The sequence below is a fragment of the Achromobacter sp. K91 genome, from assembly GCF_003576205.1.
Lineage (GTDB): Bacteria > Pseudomonadota > Gammaproteobacteria > Burkholderiales > Burkholderiaceae_B > Achromobacter > Achromobacter aegrifaciens.
This window is the reverse complement of record NZ_QWFB01000032.1, coordinates 102,232-124,961: the sequence shown is the minus strand read 5'-3', so window position 1 is coordinate 124,961 and position 22,730 is coordinate 102,232. Positions and strand designations below refer to the sequence as shown.

At 64.9% G+C, this 22,730-nt stretch carries 23 protein-coding genes; 14 read left to right on the top strand and 9 right to left on the bottom strand.

Going from position 1 to position 22,730, the window contains the following annotated elements; translation table 11 throughout:
* The first annotated feature begins 3 nt into the window (after positions 1 to 3).
* Together DXK93_RS15635 and ppa are read left to right on the top strand one after the other, a co-directional pair.
* The gene (locus DXK93_RS15635) at positions 4 to 1,626 is read left to right on the top strand and encodes a heme biosynthesis HemY N-terminal domain-containing protein (RefSeq protein WP_119450539.1); all 1,623 of its coding nucleotides are present in this window, start codon (positions 4 to 6) and stop codon (positions 1,624 to 1,626) included.
* Between the two features lie 32 nt (positions 1,627 to 1,658).
* A complete protein-coding gene (ppa, locus tag DXK93_RS15630; protein WP_013392552.1) occupies positions 1,659 to 2,189 on the top strand; it encodes an inorganic diphosphatase in 531 nt (176 codons plus the stop codon).
* Here the strand turns inward: ppa and DXK93_RS15625 are convergent, their stop codons facing one another.
* From DXK93_RS15625 to DXK93_RS15610, 4 genes are all read right to left on the bottom strand, one after another.
* Positions 2,190 to 3,032, bottom strand: a complete 843-nt coding sequence (locus tag DXK93_RS15625) for an IclR family transcriptional regulator (protein ID WP_054451066.1) — start codon at positions 3,030 to 3,032, stop codon at positions 2,190 to 2,192.
* A gap of 15 nt (positions 3,033 to 3,047) precedes the next feature.
* Complete coding sequence (locus DXK93_RS15620) at positions 3,048 to 3,809, bottom strand: SDR family NAD(P)-dependent oxidoreductase (protein ID WP_054451067.1); 762 nt, start codon at positions 3,807 to 3,809, stop codon at positions 3,048 to 3,050.
* Positions 3,809 to 5,020 carry an ABC transporter substrate-binding protein gene (locus tag DXK93_RS15615; RefSeq protein ID WP_119450538.1) on the bottom strand — a complete coding sequence of 404 codons (1,212 nt, stop codon included), beginning with the start codon at positions 5,018 to 5,020 and terminating at the stop codon, positions 3,809 to 3,811. Before DXK93_RS15615 ends, DXK93_RS15620 begins: the two co-directional genes overlap by 1 nt.
* Positions 5,021 to 5,088: 68 nt before the next feature.
* Complete coding sequence (locus DXK93_RS15610; RefSeq protein WP_054451069.1) at positions 5,089 to 5,487, bottom strand: cupin domain-containing protein; 399 nt, start codon at positions 5,485 to 5,487, stop codon at positions 5,089 to 5,091.
* 174 nt (positions 5,488 to 5,661) lie between these two features.
* Here DXK93_RS15610 and DXK93_RS15605 point away from each other — a divergent pair, with 174 nt between their 5' ends.
* The 7 genes from DXK93_RS15605 (at position 5,662) to DXK93_RS15575 (ending at position 11,136) form a co-directional block, all read left to right on the top strand.
* The gene (locus tag DXK93_RS15605) at positions 5,662 to 6,441 is read left to right on the top strand and encodes an SDR family NAD(P)-dependent oxidoreductase (RefSeq protein WP_054451070.1); all 780 of its coding nucleotides are present in this window, start codon (positions 5,662 to 5,664) and stop codon (positions 6,439 to 6,441) included.
* A 10-nt stretch (positions 6,442 to 6,451) separates the two neighbouring features.
* Complete coding sequence (locus DXK93_RS15600) at positions 6,452 to 7,213, top strand: ABC transporter ATP-binding protein (RefSeq protein WP_119450537.1); 762 nt, start codon at positions 6,452 to 6,454, stop codon at positions 7,211 to 7,213.
* Position 7,214: 1 nt separating this feature from the next.
* Positions 7,215 to 7,907, top strand: coding sequence for an ABC transporter ATP-binding protein (locus DXK93_RS15595; RefSeq protein WP_054451072.1), 693 nt, complete (start codon positions 7,215 to 7,217; stop codon positions 7,905 to 7,907).
* 13 nt (positions 7,908 to 7,920) lie between these two features.
* A complete protein-coding gene (locus DXK93_RS15590) occupies positions 7,921 to 9,798 on the top strand; it encodes an ABC transporter permease (RefSeq protein WP_119450536.1) in 1,878 nt (625 codons plus the stop codon).
* Positions 9,798 to 10,100 carry a Dabb family protein gene (locus DXK93_RS15585; RefSeq protein WP_054451074.1) on the top strand — a complete coding sequence of 101 codons (303 nt, stop codon included), beginning with the start codon at positions 9,798 to 9,800 and terminating at the stop codon, positions 10,098 to 10,100. The genes DXK93_RS15590 and DXK93_RS15585 overlap by 1 nt, the downstream gene beginning before the upstream one ends.
* A gap of 166 nt (positions 10,101 to 10,266) precedes the next feature.
* Entirely contained in the window at positions 10,267 to 10,962 is a 696-nt protein-coding gene (locus tag DXK93_RS15580; RefSeq protein ID WP_054451075.1) for a fumarylacetoacetate hydrolase family protein, read from the top strand.
* A 42-nt stretch (positions 10,963 to 11,004) separates the two neighbouring features.
* On the top strand, positions 11,005 to 11,136 hold the full coding sequence (locus tag DXK93_RS15575) for an entericidin A/B family lipoprotein (RefSeq protein ID WP_042792660.1): 132 nt from the start codon (positions 11,005 to 11,007) through the stop codon (positions 11,134 to 11,136).
* Between the two features lie 70 nt (positions 11,137 to 11,206).
* Here the strand turns inward: DXK93_RS15575 and DXK93_RS15570 are convergent, their stop codons facing one another.
* The gene (locus DXK93_RS15570; protein WP_119450535.1) at positions 11,207 to 11,911 is read right to left on the bottom strand and encodes a TetR/AcrR family transcriptional regulator C-terminal domain-containing protein; all 705 of its coding nucleotides are present in this window, start codon (positions 11,909 to 11,911) and stop codon (positions 11,207 to 11,209) included.
* 440 nt (positions 11,912 to 12,351) lie between these two features.
* Here DXK93_RS15570 and DXK93_RS15565 point away from each other — a divergent pair, with 440 nt between their 5' ends.
* A complete protein-coding gene (locus DXK93_RS15565) occupies positions 12,352 to 13,773 on the top strand; it encodes a carbohydrate porin (protein WP_119450534.1) in 1,422 nt (473 codons plus the stop codon).
* Between the two features lie 147 nt (positions 13,774 to 13,920).
* Here the strand turns inward: DXK93_RS15565 and DXK93_RS15560 are convergent, their stop codons facing one another.
* The 3 genes from DXK93_RS15560 to DXK93_RS15550 form a co-directional block, all read right to left on the bottom strand.
* Complete coding sequence (locus DXK93_RS15560) at positions 13,921 to 15,621, bottom strand: PhoH family protein (protein WP_054451078.1); 1,701 nt, start codon at positions 15,619 to 15,621, stop codon at positions 13,921 to 13,923.
* Between the two features lie 61 nt (positions 15,622 to 15,682).
* Positions 15,683 to 16,147: a peroxiredoxin gene (locus DXK93_RS15555; protein WP_054451079.1), complete on the bottom strand. Its 465-nt coding sequence runs from the start codon at positions 16,145 to 16,147 to the stop codon at positions 15,683 to 15,685.
* Positions 16,144 to 16,605, bottom strand: coding sequence for an Mth938-like domain-containing protein (locus DXK93_RS15550; protein ID WP_119450533.1), 462 nt, complete (start codon positions 16,603 to 16,605; stop codon positions 16,144 to 16,146). Before DXK93_RS15550 ends, DXK93_RS15555 begins: the two co-directional genes overlap by 4 nt.
* Positions 16,606 to 17,135: 530 nt before the next feature.
* Between DXK93_RS15550 and alaC the strand changes: the two genes are divergently transcribed.
* The 4 genes from alaC (at position 17,136) to DXK93_RS15530 (ending at position 21,613) form a co-directional block, all read left to right on the top strand.
* Positions 17,136 to 18,323, top strand: a complete 1,188-nt coding sequence (alaC, locus tag DXK93_RS15545; RefSeq protein ID WP_008164319.1) for an alanine transaminase — start codon at positions 17,136 to 17,138, stop codon at positions 18,321 to 18,323.
* A gap of 178 nt (positions 18,324 to 18,501) precedes the next feature.
* The gene (locus DXK93_RS15540) at positions 18,502 to 19,806 is read left to right on the top strand and encodes a homoserine dehydrogenase (RefSeq protein WP_054451082.1); all 1,305 of its coding nucleotides are present in this window, start codon (positions 18,502 to 18,504) and stop codon (positions 19,804 to 19,806) included.
* Positions 19,803 to 21,212, top strand: a complete 1,410-nt coding sequence (gene thrC, locus DXK93_RS15535) for a threonine synthase (protein ID WP_119450532.1) — start codon at positions 19,803 to 19,805, stop codon at positions 21,210 to 21,212. Before DXK93_RS15540 ends, thrC begins: the two co-directional genes overlap by 4 nt.
* A 179-nt stretch (positions 21,213 to 21,391) precedes the next feature.
* Positions 21,392 to 21,613, top strand: a complete 222-nt coding sequence (locus DXK93_RS15530; RefSeq protein WP_054451084.1) for a YgdI/YgdR family lipoprotein — start codon at positions 21,392 to 21,394, stop codon at positions 21,611 to 21,613.
* An 87-nt stretch (positions 21,614 to 21,700) separates the two neighbouring features.
* Here the strand turns inward: DXK93_RS15530 and DXK93_RS15525 are convergent, their stop codons facing one another.
* Positions 21,701 to 22,723, bottom strand: coding sequence for a class 1 fructose-bisphosphatase (locus DXK93_RS15525; protein WP_054451085.1), 1,023 nt, complete (start codon positions 22,721 to 22,723; stop codon positions 21,701 to 21,703).
* Between the last annotated feature and the right edge of the window lie 7 nt (positions 22,724 to 22,730).

The following is a 22,730-nucleotide window of genomic DNA, read 5'->3' as shown; positions in this document are numbered from 1 at the left end:
CTTATGCGTACCTGGTTCTGGACACTGCTGCTCGCCGTCGTCGCCGTCGCCCTGGCGGTGGTGCTGCGTTCGCACTCCGGCAACGTGCTGTTGCTGGTCTGGCCGTGGCGCATCAGCATGTCGCTGACGTTGGCGGTCCTGCTGATCGTCGCGGCCTTCATCGTGCTGTACGTGGGCCTGCGCCTGCTGGCGTGGCTGCTGGCCATTCCCGACCGCGTGCGGGCCTGGCGCGGCAAGCGCGCCCAGGCGCGCGACCACGAATTGCTGGAGCGCGGCTGGATCGGCCTGCTGGAAGGGCGTTACACCACCGCCGAAAAAGACCTGACCAAGCTGCTGGACCAGACCAAGGTCCAGACGCGCCGCGTGCTGGCGGCCTTGTCCGCCGCCCGCGCCACGCATGGCCTGGGCGAGTTCGACCGCCGCGACCGCCTGCTGGCGATCGCGCAGGAGCAAGCCGGCACGGATGCCGGCCTGATCGAAGCCACTGCCACCGTGTCGGCCGACATGCTGCTGGACCAGGGCCGCGCCGAGCGCGCGCTGGCCGTGCTGGAGCCGCTGGCCGACGGCGGCGCGCGCCATCTGCACACCATGCGCCTGCTGCTGCGTGCGCACACCGCCCTGCATCATGACGAACAGGTGTTCACGCTGGCGCGGGGCCTGGTGCGCCGCAATGCGCTGGCCCGTTCCGAAGCCGATCAATTGATCGACGCTTCGGGCGCGGCGCGGTTGCGCGCCGCCGCCGCAGGTGGCAGCGACGCCTGGCGCGCCATTTGGAAGGATCTCAAGGCCGAGGAGCGCCTCCTGCCGGAAATCGCGCTGGCGGGCGCGGCGGCGTTCGAGGCCGCCGGCGAAGCCAGCGAGGCCGCACGCGTGCTGGAAGCCGCAGTCGCCGTGAAGTTCAATCCCGCCCTGGTGGCTGCCTACGCCCGCTGCGAGGCCGAGCAGGTGTCGCGCCGGCTGGCCCGTGCCGAAACCTGGCTGCAACAGCGTCCCACCGATCCGGACCTGCTCACCGCGCTGGGCATGCTGTGCCTGAACGGCCAGCTCTGGGGCCAGGCCGAACGCTATCTGTTGCGCAGCCTGAGCCGCCGCAGCGATGCGCAGACGCATGCGCTGCTGGGCAGCCTGTACGACCGCCTGGACCGTCCCGCCGACGCAGTGCGCCACTGGCGCCTGGCAACGGCGGCCAGCATGGCGCTGCCGGTGCTGGCGGCGGATGCCGCCTTGCCGGCCGCGGACACCGGTTCGGATCCTTACCGCGTGGACGCCGAAGGCGGCTATGCGGTGGGCCTGTCCGACGTCGACAGCGACACCGAACTTGGCGGCGATTACCCCGCGCTGCCGCCGGCCGTGGCGGCGTCGGCCTCCGACTACGTGCTGGATCCGGACGCCCGCGAGAACAAAGAACAGCGCGAGCGTGCGCTGGCTCCCGAGGATGCCCCGCTGGCCGGCGGCGGCACCTCCGACATCGACGAGTACTTCGACAGCGCCCCCATCCCGGCGGCGGCTTTCGATGATCCCGTGCCCACGTACGCTCCGGCTACGCCCGCCGGGTCCAAGCCCGCGCCTGCCGCCGCGCCCGTGCCGGCTACCAAGCCGCCGTTCAAGGACGACGGCTCGATTTGAACAATCCTTCAGACACACAACAAGGTTGAATCATGAGTCTTGATCGCGTCTCCCCTGGCAAGAAGCTGCCGGAAGACTTCAACGTCATCATCGAAATCCCCATGAACGCCGACCCGGTGAAGTACGAGGTCGACAAGGACACGGGCGCGATTTTCGTTGACCGCTTCATGCTGACTGCCATGCACTACCCGTGCAACTACGGCTACATCCCGCAAACCCTGTCCGAAGACGGCGACCCCGCCGACGTGCTGGTGCTGACCCCGTTCCCGATCCAGATCGGCGCGGTCGTGCGCTGCCGCGCCATCGGCGTGCTGGAAATGGACGACGAGTCGGGCGGCGACGCCAAGCTGTTGGCCGTGCCGATCGAAAAGCTGTACCCCCCGTACCGCAACATCAAGTCCTACGAAGATCTGCCGGCGGAAGACATCTCCCGCATCCAGCATTTCTTCGAGCACTACAAGGACCTGGAAAAGGGCAAGTGGGTCAAGGTCAAGGGCTGGAAGGGCCTGGACGCCGCGCACGAGGAAATCGTCCGCAGCGCCGAGCGCTACAACAAGGCCTGATTACGGCTTCCTGGATTTGGCCGGCGCAGCGCCGCCGGCTGACGTCTTGATGCGGCGCGGCCGCGACGGCATGATGCCGATCGCCGCCGCGCCGTTGCTTTGCGGAGCCTGCAGATTGCGCGACACCTGCGCGGCCGCGATCTGGATGCGCGCCTGCAGTACCTCCAGCCGCTCGGCCGAGGTGCGCGCTTCCGCGGCGATGAACACCAGGCTGCCCACGACTTTCTGTTCGGCGCTGAAGATGGCCGAGCCTATGCCTATCAGCCCAGGGTCGACCTCGCCGTGCGACACGTAGACGCCGGCTGCGCGCAGGCGCTTGAGGTTGGCGCGGAATTCGTCCCAATCCTCCCCCAGCCCGGCTTCGCGGATTTCCGCGGCGTGCCACAGCATCAGGTTGCGCAGCTGGTACGGCGGCAGGTTGGCCAGGATGGGCTTGGCGGTGGCGCCATGGAACATGGTGTAGGGACGGCCGCGCGCGTAGCTCGATTCGATGGAATCATCGGTCCAGTAGCGGTCCACGCACATGACCTTGTCGCCGTAGTAGTTGCACAGCATCAGGTTGGCGTGCAGCTCGTCGCCGGTGGCTCGCATGACCTCGCGCGCCGCGCGCATCAGCGGATCGTGCTGGCGAAGATGGCGGTCCAGCTCGATTATGCGCGACCCCAGCACGTAGGCGCCGCCCGAGGTGGGCGCCAGCAGCCCGCTTTCGGTCAGCGACTTGAGGTAGCGGTAAGCCGTGGCGCGCGAGCAGTCCAGATGCGCCATGACGTCTTCCTGGAACGCGGCGGTGGTGTCGTCGCGAAAGAGGTCGAGGATGGACAACATGCGGTCTGGAGTGCTCATTGCGGGAGGGCGCGCCTAGTGAATGTGGAAGCCGCCATTGACGTCGACCACGATGCCGGTTGAGTAGGAGGACAGGTCCGAGGCCAGGAAAAGTATGGCCTGGGCGACTTCGGCGGGCGAGCCGAAACGCTGTAGCGGAATGCCCTGTTTGAGTTCTTGTTCCCAATTTTCGCCGAATTTTCCCAGCGTCATGTCCGTTTCGATGATGCCGGGCGCCACGCAATTGGCGCGCACCCCGCGCGGGCCGAGCTCGCGCGCCAGCGCCTTGGTGAAGCTGATGACGCCGCCCTTGGATGCGGCGTAATGCGAACCGCCCAGCAGGCCGCCGCCGCGCAAGGCGGCGGTGGAGCCCAGGTTGACGATGGCCGGACGCCGCGCGCTTTGCAGCAATTCCGGCAGCGCCGCATGCGTGACGTTGTAGGTGCCGGTCAGGTTCACCTCCACCATGCGGCGAAACTCGTCCTCGGGCAGGTCCCAGATGCGCGTGGCCGCGACGATGCCGGCGTTGTTGACCAGCACGTCGATGCCGCCGAGCGCCTCGCGGGCGCGGGCAATCGCCGCCTCGCAGGAGGCCGAACGGGACACGTCGCAGTGCAGGTCGATGCGGCTCGCGGCCAGCGCCGCGCCGGCGCCTTCCGGATAGGCCTGGTCCAACACCGCGACCGTGGCGCCCTGGGCGATGAAGAGCTCGACGATGGCGGCGCCTATGCCACGGGGGTTGGCGCCCCCCGTGACAATGGCGCGCTTGCCGGCCAGCAGTCCAAGCGCGCCGTCCATCACGATTTCACCAGCGGGCAGGCGCCGTCCTTGAGCGGACGGAAGGCCTGTTCGGCCGGAATCTTGCGCACCAGGTTGTAGTAGTCCCAGTCGCGCTTGGATTCCGAGGGCTTCTTGACCTGGAACAGATAGAGATCGCGCATGATGCGGCCGTCCTCGCGGATGCGGCCGTTCTCGGTCATGAAGTCGTTGATGGGCGTCTCATGCATCTTCTTCAGCACCGGCTCGGACGCGTCCGTGCCCGCCGCCTTGACGGCGTTCAGGTAGTGCATGGCGGCGCTGTAGTTGCTGGCCTGGACCATGGACGGCATGCGGCCGGTGCGTTTGAAATAACGCTCGGACCATTGCCGCGACTTGTCGTCCAGGTCCCAGTAGAAGGGTTCCACCAGGTTCAGGCCCTGCGCGTATTCCAGCCCCACGCTGCGCACGTCCACGATGCTCATGAAGAGGGCGGCCACGCGCTGCTTGCTGCCCATGATGCCGAACTCGAACGCCTGCTTGATGCTGTTGATGGTGTCGCCGCTGCCGTTGGCCAGGCCGATCACCTGGGCCTTGGAGGCCTGCGCCTGCAGCAGGAACGAGGAGAAGTCCGCGCTGGCGATCGGGTGGCGCACGCTGCCTACGACCTGGCCACCCTTGGCCTTGACCACCGCCATGGCGTCGCGCTCCAGCGAATGGCCGAAGGCGTAATCGGAAGTGATGAAGTACCAGCTCTTGCCGCCGTCTTCCATGACGCCGTTGGCCACGCCGGTGGCATAGGCATAGGTGTCGTAGGTCCAGTGCATGCCGTTGGGCGAGCAGGCCTTGCCGGTCAGGTCGGCCGAGCCGGCGCTGGTGAAGATCACCACGCGCTTCATCTGGCGGGTCAGGTCCTGCACCGCCAGCGCGATGGCGGAGTTGGGCACGTCCAGGATCAGGTCGACCTTGTCGTTCTCGTACCAGCGGCGCGCGGTCGCCACGCCGATGTCGACCTTGTTCTGGTGGTCGGCCGAGATCACTTCGATGGGCTTGCCCAGCACGGTGCCGCCGAAATCCTCGACGGCCATCTTCACGGCTTCCACGCCAAACTTGCCGGACAGGTCGGCCATCATGCCGGACTGGTCGCCGAGCACGCCGATCTTCACGACGTCATCGGATACCTGGGCCTGGGCGGATACGGACAGGGCGCCCAGCACGCAGGCGGCCAGGCTGTACTTCAAACGGGTCTTCATGGGTATGTCTCCTCGGGGGCTAGTTTCTTTGCGCGCCGTCCTGTGCCGGACGGTCGCGCCGGGGCGGCTTACTCCAGCGTCTGGCCGGCGTAGGCGTCGATGAACATATTGGGTTTCAGGAAGAAGCTCAGCACCAGGGCGCCATTGGGCGCGCGCGCCACGTGCCGGTTGCCGCGCGGACGCCACACGTAGTCGCCAGCGCAGACCTCGCCTTCGGCGTCGACGATCGAGCCTTCCAGCACGAAGGTCTGTTCGACCTCCACATGCTCATGCAGCGGCAGCTCGGTGCCGGGCTGCCAGCGGAACAGGGCGGTCAGCAAGCCGGTCTCCTTGTCCTGCATCAGCACCTTCATGTCTATGCCTTCCACTTGCGTCGGTTTCCACGGCAGATCGGCAACTTTGAGGAAGCGTGAAGCCAGGGGCGGCAAGGCGTTGGCTGCGGGGCAGCCGGGCGTTTCCAGGGCCATGATGTCTCCTACCAGAACTCTTTATGAGAGATAAAGAAAAAATCTTGTTATTGAGTGTTTAAAAATAGTCGCGTATATTGAGATTTATGTCAATCATGTTTTCGCCTGGCGCAAGCATGCAGCGACACAGGCCGGGCCAAGAAATCCGGCGCATATAAGACCAAGGAGACAAGCTTGAAACACGACTATCTGGACCGCACGTTCGGTCTGGCGGGGCGCGTCGCGCTGGTGACGGGCGCAGCAAGGGGACTGGGCTACGCCATCGCGCGAGCATTGGGCCAGGCTGGCGCCCAGGTGGTAATTAACGATCTTTCCGGCGAGGCCTGCGCGGCCGCCTGCGAGCGCCTGGCGGCCGAAGGCATCAAGGCCCACGGGGCGCCTTTCGATGTCGCCGACGAAAAGGCCGTGGCCGATGCCGTCGCGCAACTGGATAACGCGGGGCTGGCGGTCGACGTACTGGTCAGCAATGCCGGCAACCAGAACCGCAAGCCCGTGGTGGAGATGAGCTCCGCCGAGTGGCAGGCCTTGCAGAACGTGCACGTCAACGGCGCCTTCCATTGTGCGCGGGCCGTGCTGCCCGGCATGGGCAAGCGCGGCTTCGGCCGCATCGTGCTGATGTCGTCCGTGGCGGGGCAGGCCACCATGCCCAACATCGCCGCCTACGCCACGGCCAAGGGCGCGATCGCGGCCTTCACGCGCGCGCTGGCGGTCGAATACGGCGCCAGCGGCATCACCTGCAATGCACTGGCGCCCGGTTTCGTGCGCACCGATTTCACGCAGGGGCTGCAGGACAATCCGCAGTTCCAGTCCTTCCTGGCCACGGCGGTGCCCGCCGGCCGCTGGGCCGCGCCGGAAGACATTGCACCCGCGGTGGTCTACCTGGCCTCGCCGGGCGCCGCGTTCGTCAACGGACACGTCCTGGCGATCGACGGCGGCCTGCTGGCCCGCATGTAGGAGCGCGCCCATGAACACCCCAGCGGTTCTGTCCGCCCAGGGATTGGTCAAGCGGTTCGGCGGCTTCAATGCCGTCGACGGCGTGTCCCTGTCCCTGCGCGAAGGCTCCATCCATGCTTTGATCGGCCCCAATGGCGCAGGCAAAACCACCTGCTTCAACCTGCTGACCAAGTTCCTCGCGCCCGACGCGGGCGTCATCCACTATCGCGGCCGCGACATCACGGCGCTGGCGCCCGAGCAGATCGCGCGGCTGGGCATCGTCCGCTCGTTCCAGATATCCGCCGTGTTCCTGGGCCTGACGGCGCTGCAGAACATGCGCGTGGCGCTGATGCGCCAGCACGGCGATGGCTGGCGCTTCTGGCGCAGCCGCAGCAGCATCGACCGCCTGAACGGCCGCGCCATGGAACTGCTGGACGCGGTCGGCCTCTCCGGCCTGGCGCACACCACCGCGGCGCTGCTGCCATATGGACGCAAGCGCGCACTGGAAATCGCGATGACTCTGGCGCTGGAGCCCGAAATCATGTTGCTGGACGAGCCCATGGCGGGCCTGGGCCAGGAGGACGTGACCCGCATCGCCGCGCTGATCCGGCGCGCGTCCGCCAACCGCAGCATCCTGATGGTCGAACACAACCTGTCGGTAGTGGCGGATCTGTCCGACACCATCACGGTGCTGGCGCGCGGCGCGGTGCTGGCCGAGGGCGACTACGCCACCGTGTCGAGCGACGAGCGCGTCATCACGGCCTACATGGGCTCCGACGAGGAGGCGCACTGAAATGCTGGTTATCAAGGACCTCAACGCCTGGTACGGCGAATCCCACGTGCTGCACGGCGTGGACATGGAAGTCAGGCGCGGCGAACTCGTCACCATCCTGGGCCGCAACGGCGCGGGCAAGACCACCACGCTGCGCGCCATCATGGGCATCATGGACAAGCGGCGCGGTTCCATCCGCTTGAACGGCCAGGAGACCGTGGGCATGGCGGCGCACCGCATTCCGCGGTTGGGCGTGGTGTATTGCCCCGAAGAACGGGCCGTGTTCCGCAGCCTGGACGTGACCGAAAACCTGATGCTGCCGCCGCGCCTGGCCGATGGCGGCATGTCGCTGGACGAAATCTACACGCTGTTTCCCAACCTGCGCGAACGCAGCGCCAGTTCCGGCGGCAACCTGTCGGGCGGCGAACAGCAGATGCTGGCGATCGCGCGCATCCTGCGCACCGGCGCCCAGCTCATCCTGCTGGACGAACCCACCGAGGGCCTCGCGCCCGTCATCGTGCAGCAGATCGGGCATGCCATCCGCACCCTGAAGGAGCGGGGCTTCACCATCGTGCTGGTCGAGCAGAACTTCCGTTTCGCGACCAAGGTGGCTGACCGCCACTACGTCATGGAGCACGGCTGCGTCGTCGACCAGCTGTCGGCAGAAGAAGCGCGCAACGATCCCGAGCGGATCAAGCGCCGCCTGGGCGTCTGAGGGGAGAATCCGCGTGTTCGAAATATTCGGCGTGCCGTCCACGGCACTATTCGGCCAACTGCTGCTCGGCCTGATCAACGGTTCGTTCTACGCACTGCTGTCGATCGGGCTGGCGGTGATCTTCGGCCTGTTGAACATCATCAACTTCGCCCATGGCGCGCAGTACACGGCGGGCGCATTCCTGGCCTGGATGCTGCTGAACTATCTGGGCGTGAACTACTGGGCAGCGCTGGTGCTGGTGCCGCTCATCATGGCCGTGTTCGCCATCGTGGTCGAGCGCCTGTTGATCTCGCGCACCTACCGCATGGATCACTTGTACGGGCTGTTGCTGACCTTTGGCATCGCGCTGCTGATCGAAGGCGGCCTGCGTCAGGCCTATGGCGTATCGGGGTTGCCCTACACGATACCCAAGGCGTTGTCTGGCGGCGTCAACCTGGGCTTCATGTTCCTGCCCTGGTATCGCGGCTGGGCGGTGGCGGTGTCGCTGGTGCTGTGCCTGGCCGTGTGGGTGCTGATCGAGAAGACCCGCGTGGGCGCGATGCTGCGCGCGGCCACCGAGAATCCGACGGTGGTGCGCTCCTTCGGCATCAACGTGCCGCTGCTCATCACGCTGACCTACGCGCTGGGCGTGGCGCTGGCGTCGGTGGCGGGCGTGATCGCCGCGCCGATCTACCAGGTCAGTCCGATGATGGGCTCCAACCTCGTGGTGGTGGTGTTCGCGGTGGTGGTGATCGGCGGCATGGGCTCCATCATGGGCGCCATCATCAGTGGTTTCGGGCTGGGCATCATCGAAGGCCTGACCAAGGTGTTCTATCCCGAGGCCGCCAACCTGGCGATCTTCATCATCATGGTGCTGGTGCTGCTGTGCAAGCCCGCGGGCCTGTTCGGCAAGCCGCTGCAGGTGCAGAACGTGCTGGCCGCCGAGGCCACGCGCGAGCCGGTGCAGCTGAGCCGCCGCGGCATGCGCGTGGCGATGGCGGCGCTGGCCGTGGCCGCCATCGCCGCGCCCTGGTTCATCTATCCGACCTTTCTGATGAAGGTGCTGTGCTTCGCGCTGTTTGCCGCCGCCTTCAATCTGCTGGTGGGCTACGTGGGCCTGCTGTCGTTCGGCCATGCCGCGTTCTTCGGCGCGGCCGCCTACGCGACCGGCATCGTGATGAAGCTGCTGAGCGCCACGCCCGAACTCGGCCTCCTGGCCGGGGTGCTGACGGGGGGGCTGCTGGGTCTGGCGTTTGGCGCCGTCGCGATCCGGCGCCAGGGCATCTACTTCGCGATGATCACGCTGGCGTTGTCGCAACTGGTCTATTTCATCGCGGTCCAGGCGGGCTTTACCGGCGGCGAGGACGGCCTGCAGAGTGTGCCGCGCGGCAAGCTGTTCGGCATCTTCGATCTTGAAGGCGTGATGCCGATGTATTACTTCACGTTGGCCGTGTTCGCGCTGGGCTATGCCTTTGTGCTGCGCGTGCTGAACTCGCCCTTTGGCGAGGTGATCCGTTCGGTGCGCGACAACGAGCAGCGCGCCCGCTCGCTGGGCTATTCCACTTCGCGCTACAAGCTGATGGCGTTCACGCTGTCGGCCTCGGTGGCGGGGCTGGCCGGCGGCCTGAAGGTGCTGGTGTTCGGCGTCGCGTCGTTGACGGACGTGCATTGGCACGCCAACGGCGAAGTGGTGCTGATGGCGCTGCTGGGCGGCATCGGCACGGTGTTCGGCCCGTTGGCCGGCGCGTTCACCTTCGTGTCGCTGCAGAACTACCTGGCGCCGCTGGGCTCCTGGGTGCTCATCGTCCAGGGCGCAATCTTCGTCCTCTGCGTCCTCCTGTTCCGCGACGGCATCATGGGATTGGTCTCGCGAGCCTGGCTGGCGCTTACCCGTACGAAAAAGGAATCCTGATGTACTTGCATGTCGTAATGCTGCAGCTGTCCGAGGCCGCCGACGCGCGCTTCCATGACCGCGTCCAGGGCTATTGCCAACGCATCCTGGCCGAATGCGAAGGCGTGGCGGGCTACGCCTTCCGGCCCAACGAAGCCAGCCGCTCGGACGGCCTGACCCACGCCGTGGTGGCGGCCTTTGCGGACAGCCCCGCGCATGACCGCTACCAGGTCTCGCCCGCGCACCAGGAGATGAAGGCCTACATGGCCGGCTTCATCGAGCGCCTGGTGGTGTATGACGGGGAAATTCCTACGTTCAGCTGAATGGCCCGAACCGCGCCCGGGCTCCCGGAAAGGGATAAACTCGCGGATGACTTTTCATCGTCTGGCCGCCTGCAGGGCAGGCCGCCCGCGGTAGCGGGCGCCTCGCGGGGCTGGCTGTTTTCTATTGCCGGATTCCGGCCACGTATTCTTCATAGGTCGAGTGAACATGGACTACGTATTGCCCCCTCAGCCGCCCGTCGCGGTTCCCGTTGCCGGCAGCGCCGCGCTGTTTCCGGTGCGTCGCGTCTATTGCGTCGGCCGCAATTATGCCGAACACGCCAAGGAAATGGGCTTCACGGGCCGCGAGGATCCGTTCTTCTTCTGCAAGCCGGCCGACGCCGTGCTGAGCGTGGCCGACGGCGAAACCGGCAAGATGCCGTATCCGCCCAAGACCTCCAACCTGCACTACGAAATGGAATTGGTCGTGGTGCTGGGCAAGGGCGGCCGCGACATCCCGGTCGAACAGGCCAATGAGTGTGTGTGGGGCTATGCGCTGGGCCTGGACATGACCCGCCGCGACCTGCAAGGCGAAATGAAGAAGCAGGGCCGCCCCTGGGAAATCGGCAAGGCCTTCGACCTGTCCGCGCCGCTGGGTCCGATCCATCCGCGCAGCGTCGTCGGCACCCTGGAAAAGGGCGCCATCTGGCTGGACGTGAATGGCCAGCGCAAGCAGTCCAGCGACATTTCGCAGATGCTGTGGAACATTCCTGAGAGCATTTCCTACCTGTCCGGCCTGTTCGAACTGCAACCCGGCGACCTCATCTTCACCGGCACGCCCGAAGGCGTGGGCGCCGTGCTGCAAGGCGACGTGATCACCGGCGGCGTCGAAGGCCTGGGTGAACTGCGCGTCCAGATCGTTTAAAGTACGCCCCGGATCCGTTTTCACCACTTCAGGAGCGCCAGCATGCGCAGCAAGATCGTGCTGACCGCCTTCGTCGTGTTCGGCTTCGTTCTCGCCGGTTGCAACACCGTCGCGGGCATGGGCAAGGACATGTCGAAGGCAGGCAACGCCATTACCAACGCCGCCGACAAGTAATTGCCGGGGCGGTTTTGAGAGGGCCTGAGTTGGGAGTCACGCCCCGCTCAGGCCTTTGTACGTTCAGACGCTAGGAAGCAAGGTGTGCTTCTGCGCCCGCTATGAAAATCCTGAGTGAGAAATCGAGTTGCTCGGGCCCGTAGGTGTCGATTCCCAATGCGACGGCCTGGCGTAGCCGTGAATAGGACTTTCCATCGACCGAATCCAGCCATTTCTGAAGCTGGCGAGGTCTGGTGCGATCGACCGCTGACCTGGCCTGCCAGATATCCTTCACATGGCCAACGCAGAGGGCGGCTAGCAGCACGGCCAGGCGCACCGCGGCCGCTTCGCTGAAGCCCGCCCGATTCAGCTGTTCGAGCAATTCCTCGGTCGGCAGCAGGTTCCAGCTCATCAGCTCGGAATCGTCAAAGCGAAGATGTTCCGCCAAGCCCCCCATGGCGACGGCTGCGTCGACCAGGTGGGTCGCGTAGGTCCTGCATGCGTCTTGCCATGTGGCCGCGTGAGCGATGTCGGCGCTGCTGAAGCTGGCCGTCAGCGTGTCCTTCGCGACAAGCGCCAGCAGCGTCTGGCGATCTTTCACGTGATAGTTGAGCGCCTTCCGGTCCACATTGAGCGCATCCGCCAGTGCCTGCATCGACAATTTGTCGTGACCGATGCGCCTTGCCGCCCGCAAGATCCGGTCCAGATCAAGGCCGGCTCGTTCTCCTCTTCCGCGCTCAACTTCCCCTAAAACGTCTTTTTTCATCGTCTTTTCGGCGTGATGTTTGGTCAACAAGCAGGCCGCCTCAAGTCTGCTTGAGCGCGGAAAGCATGGCACATCCTGAGGAAAACCCTGCTTGACCTCAGTTGATCGTAACACTAACTTCAACGCCTTATTCCCGGCCGGGAATAATGCGTTGAAGAGGCGGGATGCTGATCAGAGGGTGCATGGATCGCTGCCAACAACGTCGTGACCAGCAGCAGGCTGCACGGAATGGAGGTGGTTCGCCCAGTGATCAACTTTCGACACCGGTCGGCATGAAATATCTCAATTGGCCCCAAGCTTGGAGCATCCGGGCCGGGCTATTGAGACGGCTGCGGACGCGCTATCGGGATGCCTCCCCTCCCTGAATTCTTGCATCGACCATGACCTATGCGTACATGCCCGATTGTTATGTCTAAACAATCCAGATTTTTCAGAGAACCAGCGAGAAATCCGGGATTGAAGGAGGCCGCGTGCCAAACCAGATCATCAATTCGCGCCAGGTCAAAGTGCCGGCGCACTCGATCGTGTCGATCTTTACCGCCATGGGGGCGATTGCATGGGACTGCAATGCCTCTGAATCCCGAACGGGGCTCGAGCGCGGAACCGTCGCTCAGCTACGGCCCTCATCCGAGGCCTCGGTCGCGGAATCCGCGCCGCCGCCTGCGTCTGATTTTGCGTCTCTTGAGCGCCTGATGGAGCAGGGCGCGCTGGTCCGGATTCCGTCGATTCGAGACACAGTGCTGCGGGATGCCGGCGGATTTCGTTCCGACCTGGCGCGGCACGGGATAGGTTTTCAGATAGTCAGCTTGAACTCCGCGGCTTACGACCTCAAAGGCGGAAACCCGAGGACGCATCGCAAGCAGTCGTACAACGGCCAGGTTCCCACCGTCGCGGAGACACAGCAGCTTGTCCTGACTTATGACCTGGGTCAGCACGGAAACGATCAAAGCCAATTGATTTTCAGCGCCATGACGGGGCACGCGAGCTGGGCGCCGAAGGGGCCTTCGGCGGACATTGCGCTGAGCCGGCTGGCGTACTTCACCACATTCAACAACCGTCAGTGGGAGTTGAAGGCAGGCTATCTCAGCAATGCCCTGGAGTTCGTGGGCTTGTACGTTGGCGGTTCGTTGGCGGTCGGCGCGCAAGGGATGAATGCCATCATTCCCTTTCAGGTCGGCCTGTCACGCCTGCCTTTCGCCACCCCGGGCGTAAACGTGACCTACAACGGCTCTGGCGGCTTCTACAACAAGACCGGAATTCAGCGCAGCATAAGCCCCTATGGAGCAGAGGCCGAAGAGTCGGAACATCAGCATGGGCTGAAGTGGAAAACGCCGGGAAGCGGGTGGTTGGCGATCAACGAAACCGGAGTGAAGCAGCAAGCAAGTCCCGACAACCCTTCGAGATGGTTTCGGATCGGGGGGATTTTCAATACGTCCGACTACGCCAGGTTCGATTCCCGCCAGCGCAGCTCGAACAACTACGCGCTCTATGCCGCGGGAGACCAGCAGATTTCGCGGCTGACGCCCAACTCCTCGTCTGCGCAGGGATGGTACGCCGGCCTTTCCTTGCACCTTGCTCCCGCGGATCAGAATCTGTACACCAAGTTCGTGGAGGCCAGGCTATATACGATAGGGACGTTTCCATCGCGCCCCTATGACATGCTATCCGTCACGGTCACCTGGTCGGATTTCAGCGATACCGCGAAGGACGCGTTCGGCAAGCGGGGCGTGGACACGGCCAACTCGAGCAGTGCGGCCATGGTGTCCTACATGGCGCGCCTCTATCCCGGCGTCTATCTGAGCACGGGACTCAGCTACATCCGATCCCCGTCATTCGTGCCCGTGGACAACAATGCCTTGAATTTTCTGGTGGGGTTCAACATGTTCATGTAAGGGGGCATTCTTCCCTTCCACCCCATGGCCATCTTTACCTATATGGGGACTGCCAAAAAAAACGCCCGATGAGATTCATCGGGCGTTCATTCCTTGGGCCGAGCCTGCGCTGGTCGCCTGCGGCAGGAGGCGCATGGGGGGCGAGGCCTACAGCACATCTCCAGCATAGTCGGCCAGGCGCGAACGCTCGCCGCGCTGCAGGGTGACATGCCCCGAATGCGGCCAGCCCTTGAAGCGGTCGACCACGAAGGTCAGGCCGGAACTGCCTTCGGTCAGGTAGGGCGTATCGATCTGGGCAATGTTGCCCAGGCAAATCACCTTGGTGCCCGGGCCCGCGCGCGTGACCAGCGTCTTCATCTGCTTGGGCGTCAGGTTCTGCGCCTCGTCGATGATCAGGTACTTGTTCAGGAAGGTGCGGCCGCGCATGAAGTTCAGGGACTTGACCTTGATGCGCGAACGGATCAGATCCATGGTGGCGGCGCGCCCCCAGTCCCCGTTGCCTTCGCCTTCGCCCATGTTCAGGACGTCCAGGTTGTCTTCCAGGGCGCCCATCCAGGGCAGCATCTTCTCTTCTTCCGTACCCGGCAGGAAACCGATGTCTTCCCCGACCGGCACCGTGACGCGGGTCATGATGATTTCGGTGTAGCGCTTGGTTTCCAGCACCTGGGTGATGCCCGCGGCCAGCGCCAGCAGCGTCTTGCCCGTGCCCGCCTGACCTAGCAGCGACACGAAGTCGCACTCCGGATTCATCAGCAGGTTCATGGCGAAGTTCTGCTCGCGGTTGCGCGCGGTGATGCCCCAGACGTTATTCTTGCCGTGGGTGTAGTCGCGCAGCGTGGCCAGCACCGCCATCTTGCCGCTGACCTCGCGCACCTGCGCGTACAGCGGCATCTGGCCTTCGAAGTAGACGAACTGGTTGACCACGAACTGCGAGCACAGCGGGCCATGGATGCGGTAGAAGGTGGTGCCGCCCTGTTGCCAGGATTCCACGTCCTTGCCGTGCTTGTTCCAGAAGTCCTCGGGCAGCTGCATCACGCCCGAGTACATCAGGTCCGAGTCCTCCATGACATGGTCGTTGAAGTAGTCTTCAGCGGCCATGCCCAGCGCGCGCGCCTTCAGGCGCATGTTGATGTCCTTGGACACCAGCACGACTTCGCGCTGCGGGTACTTTTCCTGCAGGGCGCGCACGACGCCCAGGATCTGGTTGTCGGCCTTACCCATGGGCAGGTCGGACGGCAGCGTGCTGTGGATCGCGGTCGTCTGGAACATCAGGCGGCCGGTGGCGTCCTTGTTGCCCAGCTTGGTCAGCTCCAGGCCTTCGTCCAGCTGGGTCGCGTCCTGCACCAGCGCGTCCAGCGAACGGCTGACCTGGCGCGCGTTGCGCGCCACTTCCGACATGCCCTTCTTCTGATGGTCCAGCTCTTCGAGCGTCATCATCGGCAGGAAGATGTCGTGCTCTTCGAAGCGGAACAGGGAACTGGGATCGTGCAGCAGCACGTTGGTGTCCAGCACGAACAGCTTGCGCGGTTCGTTCTGGGCGCGGGCTTTGGTGCGCTTGGCGGGCGCCGGCTTGGCGCGGCGCGTTTCGGCGCGCGCAGCGGGAGCGGCTGGCGCCGGCGGCGGCACCTGGCGGGCGGGCGCGGGGATCTGCGCCTTGCGGGCCGGTGCGGCCAGGCCTTCAAGTTCGGGCTGGACGAGGAGCTCGTCTTCGTTGTCCTCGGCGAGGACTGCCTGGGTACTGGACCGCGCAGCGGCGGTCTTGGTGCTGCGGGCCTGCGCCCGGGCGGATTCGCCCGAGGGGAAGGTCAGGATGGCTGCGGGACGGGTGGGCAACTTCGGAAGCGGCATATTTGTCACTCTCCAGTGTGGGCCGGCTATAGCGCCTGACGGGTAAAACCTGTGCTGACGGCTAACCGATGCTCTTCGCTGCTTGCAGGACTTCCTTGGCGTGGCCCGGGACCTTCACCCCGCGCCACTCCTGCACCAGCACGCCATAGGCATCGATCAGGAAGGTGCTGCGCTCGATGCCGCGCACCTGCTTGCCGTACATGTTCTTCTGCTTGATGACGCCGAACAGATTGCAGACGGTTTCGTCGGCGTCGGAGATGAGAGGGAAGGGAAGCTCGTACTTGGCCTTGAAGTTCTCGTGCGATTTCAATGAATCGCGCGAGATGCCGATGACCACCGCGCTGGCCGCCAGGAATTCGGCGTGCAGGTCGCGGAAATCCTGGCTTTCGGTGGTGCAGCCAGGCGTGTTGTCCTTGGGATAGAAATACAGGATCACGGCGCGGCCCTGGCATTGCTCCAGGCTGATCGGACCTATGGTGCTTTCGGCGGTGAACAGCGGGGCGGGTTTGCCTATGGTCGGCGTCATTTCTGGGATTCTCCGTTGGGGGGGATGAGGGCCACGACCACGCGCCGGCCCTCCGCCATCAGGATGTTGTAGGTGCGCGAGGCGGCGTGCGTGTCCATGATCTCGACGCCGATGCCGGCCGCCAGCAGGGGGCGCAGCACCTCGGGGCGCAGGAACTGCTGGCGCGCGCCCGTGCCCACCAGCAGCACTTCCGGCGCATTCGCGGGGCGGCTGGGGCTGGCTTCCGGTTCGTCCAGAAAGTCCATGGGGTCGCGGACGGGCTCGGACAATCCGGCCGCCTGGCGCAAGAGAGTGGGGGTGATGTCGGCCGGCGACTCAACGGGCCAGTGGGTCACTTCGCCTTCGGGGCCGAACGCGACCGAGGAGGAAAAACGTACCTGGTTGACCTCGATATAGCCATCGCCATAGGCGGTGACGGTATTCAGAGCGGCCGTCGCAGGATCGGTATGCAGCTTCAATAAAAACTCCGGCTATATGGCCCGATAATAGCGCATCGGGATGACGCCATGTTGCAGGGTATCCACGAGAGAGACCCCTACGCCGCACTCGCTGCGCCCGCTTGCTGCCCCCAAGAGGGGGCGCGTTTTGCCTTGGGGCGGCCCGGCGGAGAACCGAGGCCCCCACGCCGCACTCGCTGCGCTCGCTTGCTGCCCCCCGAGGGGGTGTTTTGCCTTGGGGCGGCCCGGCGGAGAAACGAGGCCCCCACGCCGCACTCGCTGCGCTCGCTTGCTGCCCCCGAGGGGGCGCGTTTTGCCTTGGGGCGGCCCGGCGGCAAAACAGGGCTTCTTTGCCACGCGATTTCCCTCGGGCGGACCCTGAAATCGGCCCCTTTTTTTCCCCATTTGCCGCACAGCCCTCCTTGCGCTAGATTACAGGGTTTTGCTGCACTGCAATCCCTTGCCGGCGCAGCGTTTCGGACCCTTTTCCCCTTCGCGCATTCGCGCCCTGGTTTTTTCGCCCTTTTTATCGCCCCCTAAGGATTCCCATCATGAGGAAGTTCTCCCGCATCGAGCGTCTGCCCCCGTACGTTTTCAACATTACCGGCGAGCTCAAGATGGCGGCGCGTAGGCGTGGCGAAGACATCATCGACATGTCGATGGGCAACCCGGACGGCGCGACTCCCAAGCACATCGTCGACAAGATGGTGGAAGCGACGACCCGCCCGACCACGCACGGCTATTCCGTGTCCAAGGGCATTCCGCGCCTGCGCAAGGCGATCTGTGACTGGTACCAGCGCCGCTATGCGGTCGAGTTCGATCCGGATTCCGAAGCCATCGTCACCATCGGCTCCAAGGAAGGCCTGGCCCACCTGATGCTGGCCACGCTGGACCGCGGCGACACCGTGCTGGTACCCAACCCCAGCTATCCGATCCATATCTACGGCGCGGTCATCGCCGGCGCCAATATCCGTTCCGTGCGCATGACGCCGGGGGTGGACTTCTTCGAGGAACTGGAACGCGCCGTGCGCGAGTCCATCCCGAAGCCCAAGATGATGGTGCTGGGCTTTCCCAGCAACCCGACCGCGCAATGCGTGGACCTGTCGTTCTTCGAGCGCGTGGTGGCGCTGGCCAAGGAACACGACATCCTGGTCGTGCATGACCTGGCCTACGCCGACATCACCTTCGACGGCTACGTGGCGCCGTCCATCATGCAGGTGCCCGGCGCGCGCGATGTCGCCGTCGAGTTCTTCACGATGAGCAAGAGCTACAACATGGCGGGCTGGCGCATCGGCTACATGGTCGGCAACCGCGAGCTGGTCAACGCGCTCGCGCGCATCAAGAGCTATCACGACTACGGCACGTTCACGCCGATCCAGGTGGCGTCCATCGCCGCGCTGGACGGTCCGCAGGACTGCGTGAACGAAATCGTGGCGCAGTACCAAAGCCGCCGCGACGTGCTCGTGCGCGGCTTGCATGAAGCAGGTTGGAATGTGGAAATTCCCAAGGCGTCCATGTACATCTGGGCGCAGATCCCCGAACCCTACAGGGCGATGGGCTCTTTGGAATTTGCCAAGCGCGTCCTGTCGGATGCGAAGGTGGCCGTGTCCCCCGGGATCGGCTTTGGCGAGTATGGCGACGAATACGTGCGCTTCGCTTTGATCGAAAACGAGCAGCGCACCCGGCAAGCGGTGCGAGGCATCAAAGACATGTTCCGCAAGGACGGATTGCTGAAGTAGAGCCCCCCCCGAAGCGCTGCGCGCTTCCCCCTCAAGGGGGCATGCCTGCGGACCGGCGGAGCCGGATCCGCGGCATCCCGATAGGGGGGCACCGTATCAGGGGGCGCAGCTCTCGCACAGCAGTTATGGAGAACCGAAAATGAATTCCCCTCAACGCCCGCCTGCAGAAGGCGCCGCGATGAAACCCATGAAAGTCGGCCTGCTCGGCCTGGGCGTGGTTGGCGGAGGCACCTGGTCGGTGCTGTCGCGCAATGCTGAAGAAATCGCACGCCGCGCCGGTCGCCGCATTGAAGTGACCCGCGCCGCCGTGCGCGACGTGGCCAAGGCGCGTGCGCGCGTGGGCGACGCCATCCTGGTCGATACCGATGTGCGCGCGCTGGTGCGCGATCCCGAAATCGACATCGTGGTCGAACTGATCGGCGGCGACACGCTGGCGCGCGAGCTGGTGCTGGAAGCCATCGCCAACGGCAAGCACGTCGTGACCGCCAACAAGGCGCTGCTGGCCAAGCACGGCAACGAGATCTTCGCTGCAGCCCATGAACGCGGCGTGATGGTGACCTTCGAAGCCGCCGTCGCGGGCGGCATCCCCATCATCAAGGCGATCCGCGAAGGCCTGACCGCCAACCGCATCCAGTGGGTGGCCGGCATCATCAACGGCACCACCAACTTCATCCTGTCCGAAATGCGTACGCGCGGCCTGCCGTTCGCCGACGTGCTGGCCGAGGCGCAGCGCCTGGGCTACGCCGAAGCCGACCCCACGTTCGATGTGGAAGGCGTGGACGCGGCGCACAAGCTGACCCTGCTGGCGTCGCTGGCCTTCGGCGTGCCGGTCCAGTTCGACCGCGCCTACATCGAAGGCATTTCGCAGCTGGCCGCCGAGGACATCGAGCATGCCGAACGCCTGGGCTACCGCATCAAGCTGCTGGGCGTCACCAAGCGCCGTCCGGACGGCATCGAACTGCGCGTGCATCCCGCGCTGGTGCCGGCCGAGCGCCTGCTGGCCAACGTCGAAGGCGCGATGAACGCCGTGCTGGTCAAGGGCGACGCCGTCGGCCCCACGCTGTACTACGGCCAGGGCGCGGGCGAAGAACCCACCGCCTCGGCCGTGGTGGCCGACCTGGTCGATGTGACCCGCCTGCACACCGCCGATCCGGGCAACCGCGTGCCGCACCTGGCGTTCCAGCCGGACGCCATGTCCGATACGCCGATCCTGCCGATCGAAGATGTCAGCACCTCGTACTACCTGCGCCTGCGCGTGGACGACCAGCCGGGCGTGCTGGCCGACATCGCCCGCATCCTGGCCGACCGTTCCATCTCCATCGGTTCGATGATCCAGCAGCCGTCGCACATCGGCGGCGCCGACATCATCTTCCTGACGCATGAAGCGGTTGAAGGCAACGTCAATCAGGCGATCGAGCGCATCGAAGCCCTGCCGTTCGTGCGCTCGAAAGTGACGCGCCTGCGCGTGGAAAATTTGCTATGAAATACATCTCCACCCGCGGCGGCATGACGCCGCTGCAGTTCTCGGACATCCTGCTGGAAGGCCTGGCGCCGGACGGCGGCTTGGCCGTGCCGGAGCAACTGCCCCAGGTTTCGGCGGAAACGCTGGAGTCCTGGCGCGGCCTGCCGTATGCCGACCTGGCGTTCGAAGTGCTGTCGCTGTTCGCCACCGACATTCCGGCCGACGACCTGCGCCGCTTGACGCGCGCGGCCTACAACCAGCAGACCTTCAACAGCGAGGACATCGTCCCGCTGCGTCCGCTGGACGGCGGCCTGTCGCTGCTGGGCCTGTCCGAAGGGCCGACGCTGGCCTTCAAGGACATGGCCATGCAGTTCCTGGGCCAGGTCTTCGAATACGTGCTGGCCAAGCGCGGTACCACCCTGAACATCGTGGGCGCCACCTCCGGCGACACGGGTTCGGCGGCGGAGTACGCCTTGCGCGGCAAGAAGGGCGTGGCGGTGTTCATGTTGTCGCCCCACGGCCGCATGAGCGCCTTCCAGCGCGCGCAGATGTATTCGCTGCAGGACGAGAACATCCACAACATCGCCGTGCGCGGCGTGTTCGACGAAGCCCAGGACATCGTCAAGGCCTTGGCCGGCGATCTCGAGTTCAAGAGCAAGTACCGCCTGGGCGCGGTCAACTCCATCAACTGGGCGCGCATCGCCGCCCAGGTGGTGTACTACTTCCACGGCTGGCTGCGCGCCACCAGCAAGGCCGGCGAGCAGGTTTCGTTCGCGGTGCCTTCGGGCAATTTCGGCAACATCCTGTCCGGCCACATCGCGCGCAGCATGGGCCTGCCGATCCGCCGCCTGGTGCTGGCCACGAACGAAAACAACGTGCTGGAGGAGTTCTTCCGCACGGGCGTCTATCGTCCGCGTCCCGCCGAGCAGACCTACGCCACCTCCAGCCCCTCCATGGACATTTCGCGCGCGTCGAATTTCGAGCGCTTCGTGTTCGACCTGGTCGGCCGCGACGCGGCGCGCGTCAAGGAACTGTGGGCCGGCATGGCGCGCGACGGGTCTTTCGATCTGTCCGCCCTGAAGCCGCAGTTCGAGGAACGCTATGGCTTCGTGTCGGGCGCAAGCACGCACGAAGACCGCCTCGCGACGATCCGTTCGGTCTACGACGAAACCGGCGTGCTGATCGATCCGCACACCGCCGATGGCGTCAAGGTCGCGCGTGAATTCGTCGAGCCCGGCGTGCCCATGCTGGTCCTGGAAACCGCCTTGCCGGCGAAGTTCTCGGAAACCATTGAAGAGGCCCTGGGCCGTCCGGCCACGCCGCCGGGCAACCTGGCCGATCTTGAGTCCTTGCCGCAGCGCGTCGAACTCATGGATTGCGATGCGGGCGCCGTGCGCCGTTTCATCGAGGCGAACGCCAAGGTGTAAAGGCCGCTTGCGTCTTGTATGCGTGTGCAACCCCTCGCAGGCCGGGCCTTCGAGGGGTTTCTTTCATTTTGGCGGGTCAGCGGCTTTACCTTCGCATGCATTTTGACCACAACCCGTCACGAATGCGGGGACAGTGTCAGATACAGTGAATTCACGATTCACTTTCGGAGAACACGCCCATGAAACTGAAGACCATGACGCTCGCCCTGGCCGTGACCGGATTCGGAGTGCTGGCGGGATGCTCGTCTCCGTCGGTCATTCAGCAGCGGGATGGCAGCTCGACCGTGACGCCGGACAAGCCCGAGTACGACAAGGATTCGGGCATGTACGAATACGACAAGGACGGCAAGAAGGTCCAGATCAACAAGGACGACGTGAAGTCGATCGAACAGGTGAAGTGACCGCCGTTCCGATATGCTTGTCCATGCAAAAAGCCCCGGCCGCTCAAGGCGCCGGGGCTTTTTCGTTGGCGCAGGGCGCCCGCAGCGTTACTGCTTGGCTGCGTCTTCGGCGTGGTAGCGGCCGACGCGGTCGACTTCGTTCTTCGAGCCCAGGATCACGCTGACGCGCTGGTGCAGCTTGTCAGGCTGGATCTCCATGATGCGCTGCGTGCCGTTGATCGCGGCGCCGCCGGCCTGTTCGACCAGGAAGCTCATGGGGTTGGCTTCGTACATCAGGCGCAGCTTGCCGGCCTTGCCAGGTTCGCGGGCATCCCACGGGTACATGAAGATGCCGCCGCGGGTCAGGATGCGATGCACGTCGGCCACCATGGAGGCGATCCAGCGCATGTTGTAGTCCTTGCCCAGCGGACCGGTCGTGCCGGCCAGGCAATCGTCGACGTAGCGCTTGACCGGGGCAGCCCAGTGGCGCATGTTCGACATGTTGATGGCGAATTCCTTGGTGTCCTCCGGCACGCGGATGTTCTCGTGCGTCAGCACCCACGAGCCCATTTCGCGGTCCAGCGTGAAGCCCACCACGCCATTGCCGATGGTCAGCACCAGCATCGTCTGCGGACCATAGACGGCATAGCCGGCCACGACCTGCTTGTCGCCCGGTTGCAGGAAGTCCTGCTCGCACACCGGCGCGCCCGATACGTCATGCGGGGCGTGCAGCACCGAGAAGATGGTCCCGATGGAGACGTTGACGTCGATGTTCGAAGAGCCGTCCAGGGGATCGAACAGCAGCAGGTATTCGCCCTTGGGGTAGCGGTTCGGAATCAGATGGATGGTTTCCATCTCTTCCGAGGCCATGGCCGCCAGATGGCCGCCCCATTCATTGGCTTCGAGCAGGATTTCGTTGGACAGCACGTCCAGCTTCTTCTGCACTTCGCCCTGGACATTCTCGCTTTCCAGGCTGCCGAGGACGCCGCCGAGCGCGCCCTTGCTCACCGCATGGCTGATGGCCTTGCAGGCGCGCGCGACCACTTCGATGAGCAGCCGCACTTCCGGCGCGAGGGCTTGGGCGGAGCGCTGCTGCTCCACCAGGTATTGGGTCAGTGTTTTACGTTTCAAAGGAACC

Bases quoted from the DNA above. Each gene is read 5' to 3' on its own strand.
- DXK93_RS15585 (WP_054451074.1), top strand. From the start codon at position 9,798: ATGTACTTGCATGTCGTAATGCTGCAGCTGTCCGAGGCCGCCGACGCG.
- DXK93_RS15560 (WP_054451078.1), bottom strand. From the start codon at position 15,621: ATGCCGCTTCCGAAGTTGCCCACCCGTCCCGCAGCCATCCTGACCTTC.
- ppa (WP_013392552.1), top strand. From the start codon at position 1,659: ATGAGTCTTGATCGCGTCTCCCCTGGCAAGAAGCTGCCGGAAGACTTC.
- DXK93_RS15540 (WP_054451082.1), top strand. From the start codon at position 18,502: ATGAAACCCATGAAAGTCGGCCTGCTCGGCCTGGGCGTGGTTGGCGGA.
- DXK93_RS15620 (WP_054451067.1), bottom strand. From the start codon at position 3,809: ATGGACGGCGCGCTTGGACTGCTGGCCGGCAAGCGCGCCATTGTCACG.
- alaC (WP_008164319.1), top strand. From the start codon at position 17,136: ATGAGGAAGTTCTCCCGCATCGAGCGTCTGCCCCCGTACGTTTTCAAC.
- DXK93_RS15600 (WP_119450537.1), top strand. From the start codon at position 6,452: ATGAACACCCCAGCGGTTCTGTCCGCCCAGGGATTGGTCAAGCGGTTC.
- DXK93_RS15555 (WP_054451079.1), bottom strand. From the start codon at position 16,147: ATGACGCCGACCATAGGCAAACCCGCCCCGCTGTTCACCGCCGAAAGC.
- DXK93_RS15595 (WP_054451072.1), top strand. From the start codon at position 7,215: ATGCTGGTTATCAAGGACCTCAACGCCTGGTACGGCGAATCCCACGTG.
- thrC (WP_119450532.1), top strand. From the start codon at position 19,803: ATGAAATACATCTCCACCCGCGGCGGCATGACGCCGCTGCAGTTCTCG.
- DXK93_RS15625 (WP_054451066.1), bottom strand. From the start codon at position 3,032: ATGAGCACTCCAGACCGCATGTTGTCCATCCTCGACCTCTTTCGCGAC.
- DXK93_RS15580 (WP_054451075.1), top strand. From the start codon at position 10,267: ATGGACTACGTATTGCCCCCTCAGCCGCCCGTCGCGGTTCCCGTTGCC.
- DXK93_RS15530 (WP_054451084.1), top strand. From the start codon at position 21,392: ATGAAACTGAAGACCATGACGCTCGCCCTGGCCGTGACCGGATTCGGA.
- DXK93_RS15615 (WP_119450538.1), bottom strand. From the start codon at position 5,020: ATGAAGACCCGTTTGAAGTACAGCCTGGCCGCCTGCGTGCTGGGCGCC.
- DXK93_RS15575 (WP_042792660.1), top strand. From the start codon at position 11,005: ATGCGCAGCAAGATCGTGCTGACCGCCTTCGTCGTGTTCGGCTTCGTT.
- DXK93_RS15610 (WP_054451069.1), bottom strand. From the start codon at position 5,487: ATGGCCCTGGAAACGCCCGGCTGCCCCGCAGCCAACGCCTTGCCGCCC.
- DXK93_RS15635 (WP_119450539.1), top strand. From the start codon at position 4: ATGCGTACCTGGTTCTGGACACTGCTGCTCGCCGTCGTCGCCGTCGCC.